Origin of the sequence: Nocardioides sp. (assembly GCF_036374615.1) — a bacterium.
Classification (GTDB): Bacteria; Actinomycetota; Actinomycetes; order Propionibacteriales; family Nocardioidaceae; genus Nocardioides.
In genome coordinates, this window is the sequence record NZ_DASUTK010000113.1 from 1 (window position 1) to 5,974 (window position 5,974).

8 protein-coding genes are annotated in these 5,974 nt (G+C 70.5%); 7 read left to right on the forward strand and 1 reads right to left on the reverse strand.

Features of this window, described 5'->3' with window-relative positions; translation table 11 throughout:
- The 3 genes from VFZ39_RS09175 to VFZ39_RS09185 all read left to right on the forward strand — a co-directional run.
- Positions 1-501: hypothetical protein (locus VFZ39_RS09175; RefSeq protein WP_330865434.1), on the forward strand; the 501-nt coding region annotated here is incomplete at its 5' end.
- Between the two features lie 200 nt (positions 502-701).
- Positions 702-1,559, forward strand: a complete 858-nt coding sequence (locus VFZ39_RS09180) for a hypothetical protein (RefSeq protein WP_330865435.1) — start codon at positions 702-704, stop codon at positions 1,557-1,559.
- 100 nt (positions 1,560-1,659) lie between these two features.
- Positions 1,660-1,929, forward strand: coding sequence for a CBU_0592 family membrane protein (locus tag VFZ39_RS09185; protein ID WP_330865436.1), 270 nt, complete (start codon positions 1,660-1,662; stop codon positions 1,927-1,929).
- Positions 1,930-1,953: 24 nt separating this feature from the next.
- Here the strand turns inward: VFZ39_RS09185 and VFZ39_RS09190 are convergent, their stop codons facing one another.
- A complete protein-coding gene (locus VFZ39_RS09190; protein WP_330865437.1) occupies positions 1,954-2,799 on the reverse strand; it encodes a cobalamin-binding protein in 846 nt (281 codons plus the stop codon).
- Positions 2,800-2,821: 22 nt separating this feature from the next.
- On the opposite strand from VFZ39_RS09190, the gene VFZ39_RS09195 reads away from it, so the two are divergent.
- The 4 genes from VFZ39_RS09195 to VFZ39_RS09210 are packed head-to-tail and all read left to right on the forward strand — an operon-like array spanning position 2,822 to position 5,969.
- On the forward strand, positions 2,822-3,601 hold the full coding sequence (locus tag VFZ39_RS09195; RefSeq protein WP_330865438.1) for a TSUP family transporter: 780 nt from the start codon (positions 2,822-2,824) through the stop codon (positions 3,599-3,601).
- Entirely contained in the window at positions 3,598-4,221 is a 624-nt protein-coding gene (locus VFZ39_RS09200; RefSeq protein ID WP_330865439.1) for a YigZ family protein, read from the forward strand. The genes VFZ39_RS09195 and VFZ39_RS09200 overlap by 4 nt, the downstream gene beginning before the upstream one ends.
- 45 nt (positions 4,222-4,266) lie before the next feature.
- Positions 4,267-5,364, forward strand: a complete 1,098-nt coding sequence (locus VFZ39_RS09205; protein ID WP_330865440.1) for an S-(hydroxymethyl)mycothiol dehydrogenase — start codon at positions 4,267-4,269, stop codon at positions 5,362-5,364.
- Positions 5,361-5,969: an MBL fold metallo-hydrolase gene (locus VFZ39_RS09210; protein WP_330865441.1), complete on the forward strand. Its 609-nt coding sequence runs from the start codon at positions 5,361-5,363 to the stop codon at positions 5,967-5,969. Before VFZ39_RS09205 ends, VFZ39_RS09210 begins: the two co-directional genes overlap by 4 nt.
- The last annotated feature ends 5 nt before the right edge of the window (positions 5,970-5,974 follow it).

Consider the following 5,974-nt stretch of genomic DNA (forward strand, 5'->3'; position numbering starts at 1 on the left):
CGTTCGGGCGACATCCAGGACGACTCGATCCGTTCCGTGGACATCAAGGACGGCACCATCCGCCAGCACGACCTGACCGAGCCCGCGCAGGCCGCCTTCAAGGGCAAGCCGGGCAAGCCGGGCAAGGACGGCAAGGACGGCGTGAGCGGCATCGCAGCTGGCGCTGGCTACGCGGACCTCGGCCATCACGCCAAGTGGGAAGCCGGTTCTTGGGGCCAGACCGTCCAGAAGTGCAAGGCTGGTGAGTACGCCGTCGGCGGTGGCTTCTCCTCATGGGGCGGTTTCAACGGCGACAACAGCAAGGACCTCGGTGGCGCAGCGGACGTGCAGATCACTGTGTCCGCTCCGTACATCGAGAACGATGCGGCGTACGAGCCGATCAGCGACACTGACTCCCGCTTCCGCCCGACCCTCTGGGTCGTCCGTGGCTTCAATCACGGCAGTGAGCCGGTGGACGTACGCGCGTGGGTCGTCTGCGCCGCGGACCCCTCGGCCAACTGATCCAGTCGCTTCGCACATCTGAACCGGGCCGGGACCGCAAGGTCCCGGCCCGTTCTGCATTTCCGCAGGCGGAGCCAAGACGGCGAGGTGGTGCGCCACCCGTAGGGGTGACACTTCGGGCCGCTCGTGACTTGGGGACGGGACACCCGTTGAACCCGTAGCCCGGTCTCGGGCTGTCCATCCCAACCCCTGGAGTTCACATGAAGATCCGAAACGAAAGGTTGGCCGCGGTTGCCGCGGGAGCAGCGATTCTTGTCGGGATCGGCTCGGTCACCGCAGTGGCGGCCGACTTGGTGACGTCGAAGGACATCAAGAACGACACGATCAAGTCAGTCGATGTCAGGGACGACACCCTGACCCGTGAGGACATCTCGGACCGGACCGAGCGCTCGCTGGAAGGTCAGCGTGGGCCGAGGGGTCCGAAGGGCGAACCGGGGGAGCCGGCCGTCTACCAGGGTGTCAACTGGTCGGTGATCGACCGCAACGTGATCGGCAACGGCGACGCCTACCTCCGGGCCGGCCCCTCCGCCGGGCCTGAAGCGCCGCCCTCCGGTGTCGGCAGCCTCGGGCTGCGGACCGGGGCTCCCACCGACAAGGCGGCGTTCGGCAACCAGGTCGACTTCGTGGGTGACCCGCTCGCCGGCATCGACACGGTGAAGTACTGGGTGTTCACCACCGGTGAGAACGCTGCCATCGCGGCGAACAACCTGCCGAGCGTGGCGTTCGAGGTCGACCCGACCGGCCCTGACGCCACCGGGCCGAACTTCAGCACCCTGGTCTTCACTCCGGAGACGGCGACCCCGAACGCGTGGACCGAACTCGACGCGTCGACGGAGGAACGCTGGTACTACACGGGCGCGGCGGGGACGGCGTCCGGGTGCAACCAGACGACCTACTGCACCCTGGCCGAGGCCAAGGCTGCGTTCCCCGACGCGACCGTGTTGTCGGCACAGGTCACGAAGGGTCGCGACTACGCCTTCAGCGGCGCGGTCGACGGTGTCACGATCGACGAGACGACGTACGACTTCGAGCCGTTCGGAGTCGTCGAGGCGGACTGACCACTGCCTCCGAGGACGGGTCGGGACCGCAAGGTCCCGGCCCGTTCTGCGTGCTGAGCCGACCGGTGCCGGTCACCAGGTACCCGCGACACTGACCTGTGTGGACGCGACCGTCATCGCCATCAACGTCGTCGGCTGGGTCGGCATGGCCTCGTTGATCGCGGCCTACGCACTGGTCACCGCTGGAAAGGTGCTGGGAACCAGCCTGCTGTTCCAGCTGATGAACCTGTTCGGCGGGCTCTTCCTGATGCTCAACTCCGCCTACTACGGGGCCTGGCCATCGGTCGGGCTGAACGTGGTGTGGGTGGTCGTCGGGACGGTCGGCCTGGTGCGCGCTCGCCTGCTCTCGACGGGGCGGGCGCAACCCTGACAGTGGTCCGTCGGCGACTCGCGCTCAGGGATGCAGCAGAGCCGCCAGCTCCTCGACGCCGTCGACGAGTCGGGTGCCGGGCCGGGCCCAGGCCGCGTTGGCGTCCACCGGGTGGACCGGGACACCGGCGGGCAGCCGGCCGGAGGCGACCAGCTCCGCGGCGAGAGCGGTCGCGCCGGCCAGGTCGTACCCGCACGGTGCTGCGACCACGACCTCGGGGTCCGCCGCGCGGATCTGCTCCCACTCCACCCGCCGTGACTTCTCACCGGCGGTGCCGAGCAACGCCTCACCGCCTGCAGCGTCGATCATCTCAGGCACCCAGTGGCCCGGCGCGAACGGTGGATCGGTCCACTCCAGCAGCATCACGCGGGGCCGACGGAGTCCCGCGACCCGCGACCGAACCGCCGCCAGTCGCTCGCGCTGCTGCGCGACGAGGGCCGCGGCCTCCGGCTCGTGCCCCGTGGCCTTGCCCAGGGTCTCGATCGAAGCGAACACCTCGTCCAAGGTGTGCGGGTCGATCGTGAGGACCTCGGCGTCGCAGCCGAGGTGTGCGAGTGCATCGTCGACCACCGACACGTCGACCGCGCAGACCGCGCACAGGTCCTGGGTGACGACCACGTCGGCGTCGAGGCCGGCGAGCGCGTCCGCGGAGAGGTGGTAGAGATCCTCGCCCCGCGCCATCGCTCCGACGACGAAGGCGTCGATCTCGACCGGCGACAGGCCCTCCGGCATCGCGGAGGTGGAGACGATCCGCCGCTCCCGCGCTTCCGGCGGGTAGTCGCACTCGAACGTCACGCCCACCACGTCGTCCCCGGCGCCGATGGCGAAGAGGATCTCGGTGGTCGACGGGAGCAGCGACACGATTCGCACAGCCCGACTCTACGATCGGCGGGTGTCCGACCCCTCCCTGACCGTGCTGGCGCTGCTCGCGCTGGCCGGTCTCACGGCGGGGTACGTTGACGCGGTCGTCGGGGGTGGTGGGCTGGTGCAGCTGCCTGCCCTCTTGATCGGGTTGCCGGGAGCGACGCCGGTCGAGGTCCTCGGCACCAACAAGCTGGCCGCCATCTGCGGCACCACGGTGAGCAGCGCGACCTACTACCGACGCGTGCGGCCCGACCCGCGCACCTTCCTCCCCTTGATGGCGCTGGCGTTCGTCGGCTCCCTCGCCGGGGCGCTGGTGGCGACCCAGATCCCGAAAGCGGCCTTCGACCCGATCGTGCTGGTGGTGCTGATCGTGGTGGGCGCCTACGTGCTGTTCAAGCCGGATCTGGGTGCGGCGACGGCCCTCCGGTGGTCCGGCCACCGGCACCTCGCGGCCGCCATGGTCACCGGGCTGGCGATCGGCTTCTACGACGGCGCACTCGGTCCCGGGACGGGCAGCTTCTTCGTCTTCACGCTGGTCGGCCTGCTCGGCTACTCGTTCCTGGAGGCGAGCGCGAAGGCCCGGCTCGCGAACTGGACCACCAACCTCGCCGCGCTCGTCGTGTTCGTGCCGGCCGGCGCGGTGCTGTGGAAGGTCGGGCTGGTGATGGGCGGCGCCAACCTGCTCGGGGGCTACCTCGGTGCCCGGACCGCGATCGCCCGGGGCAGCGGGTTCGTCCGCGTCTTCTTCGTGGTGGTGGTCTCGGCGTTCGTGGTGCGGATCGGCGGCGACGTGGTGGGGATCTGGTGACCGCGTCGTACCTGGTCCCGGCGCGCAGCGCCGAGGCCGAGGTGGAGGTCAAGCGATCGCGCTTCCTGGCCCGGGTCGTGCGGGTGGATGACGAGCCGCGGGCCAGGGCGGTGGTCGACCAGGCGCGCCGCACCCACTGGGACGCCCGTCACCACTGCTCGGCGTTCGTGCTCGGCCCTGACCGCGCCGTCGAGCGTTCCAGCGACGACGGCGAGCCGGCCGGGACCGCGGGCGCCCCGATGCTGGAGGTCCTGCGCGGCGCTGAGGTCAGTGACGTGATCGTCGTCGTGACTCGATGGTTCGGCGGCACGCTGCTCGGCGCGGGCGGGCTCGTGCGCGCGTACGGCGACGCCGCCCGGGCCGGTCTCGACGCAGCCGGCACGGTCCGGCGCGAACGGCTCCACGAGTTCCTCGTCGTGCTGCTCCACACCGACGCCGGCCGGGTTGAGTCGGAGCTCAGGACGCGTGGCGTGCATGTGCTCGACACGTCGTACAGCACCGACGTCACGCTGCACGTCGGTGTGTCCGACCCGGCGTCGCTCGAGACGTGGCTGGCCGAGCTGACGGGTGGCCGGACCACCGCGCGGGCGGTCGGCACGTCCTGGCACGACGTGCGGTGAGAGCCCCCTGTCGCGCGGCCTCGACCGTGTGGTTGCATCGCCCGCATGCATCAGGTCCAGGCCGTCGTGTCCCACCGGAAGGGCGAGCCCGTCTCGCTCGAGACCATCAACGTCCCGGATCCCGGCCCCGGTGAAGCGCTCGTGAAGGTCGAGGCCTGCGGGGTCTGCCACACCGACCTCCACTACCGCGAGGGCGGCATCAACGACGACTTCCCGTTCCTGCTCGGGCACGAGGCGGCGGGCACGGTCGAAGCCGTCGGCGACGGTGTCACCGGCGTGGCGTCCGGCGATTTCGTGATCCTCAACTGGCGGGCGGTGTGCGGCTGCTGCCGGGCCTGCGACCGCGGCGAGCCCTGGTACTGCTTCGCCACCCACAACGCGACCCAGAAGATGACGCTGGCGGACGGGACGCCGCTCAGCCCGGCGCTCGGCATCGGTGCGTTCGCCGAGAAGACGCTGGTAGCGGCCGGCCAGTGCACCAAGGTCGACCCGTCCGCACGCGCTGCCGCGGTCGGCCTGCTGGGCTGCGGGGTGATGGCCGGTCTCGGTGCCGCCCTCAACACCGGCAACGTCAGCCGTGGCAAGAGCGTCGCTGTGATCGGGTGTGGAGGCGTCGGCGCCGCCTCGATCGCGGGCTCCGCACTCGCGGGCGCCTCGACGATCATCGCCGTCGACATCGACGACCGGAAGCTCGAGGGCGCCACGAAGCTGGGCGCCACCCACATCGTCAACAGCACCGAGCGCGACCCCGTCGAGGCGATCAAGGAGATCTGCGGCCACGACGGGTCGGACGGCGCTGACGTGGTGATCGACGCCGTCGGACGGCCGGAGACCTGGAAGCAGGCGTTCTACGCCCGCGACCTGGCCGGCACCCTCGTCCTGGTGGGCGTGCCGACACCCGACATGAAGGTGCCCGACATCCCGCTGATCGACGTCTTCGGCCGCGGCGGTGCCCTCAAGTCGAGCTGGTACGGCGACTGCCTGCCGAGTCGGGACTTCCCGATGCTCGTGGACCTCTACCAGCAGGGCCGGCTCGACCTGGACGCCTTCGTCAGCGAGGAGATCGGGATCGGCGACGTGGAGGCGGCCTTCGACCGGATGCACGGCGGCGACGTGCTGCGCTCGGTGGTGGTCTTCGAGTGACGGTGCGGGTCGACCACGCCGTTGTCAGCGGCACCTTCTCTCTCGACGGCGAGACGTTCGACGTCGACAACAACATCTGGGTCGTCGGCAACGACGACGAGTGTCTCGTGATCGACGCTCCCCACGACGTCGACGCCATCCTCGAGGTGGTGGCCGGCCGGACCGTGAGGGCGATCGTGTGCACCCATGCGCACGACGACCACGTCCGGGTCGCACCGGAGCTGCGTGAGCGCACGGGCGCACCGGTCCTGCTCCACCCTGACGACCGTCCGCTCTGGGAGCTCACCCACCGCGATCACCTGTGGGACGCCGACCTCACGGACGGCCAGTCGCTGTCGATCGGCGGTACTGCCGTCACCGTGCTCCACACGCCCGGCCACGCGCCCGGCGCGGTCTGCCTCCACGTCCCGGATCTCGGCTGCGTCTTCACCGGCGACACCCTGTTCCAGGGCGGTCCCGGTGCGACGGGCCGCTCCTTCAGCGACGCCGACCTGATCGTGGAGTCGATCCGACGGCAGCTGTTCGCGCTCCCCGACGACACCGTGGTGCACACCGGCCACGGGGACGACACCACCATCGGCGCCGAGCGGGAGGCCCTGACCTGAACCGC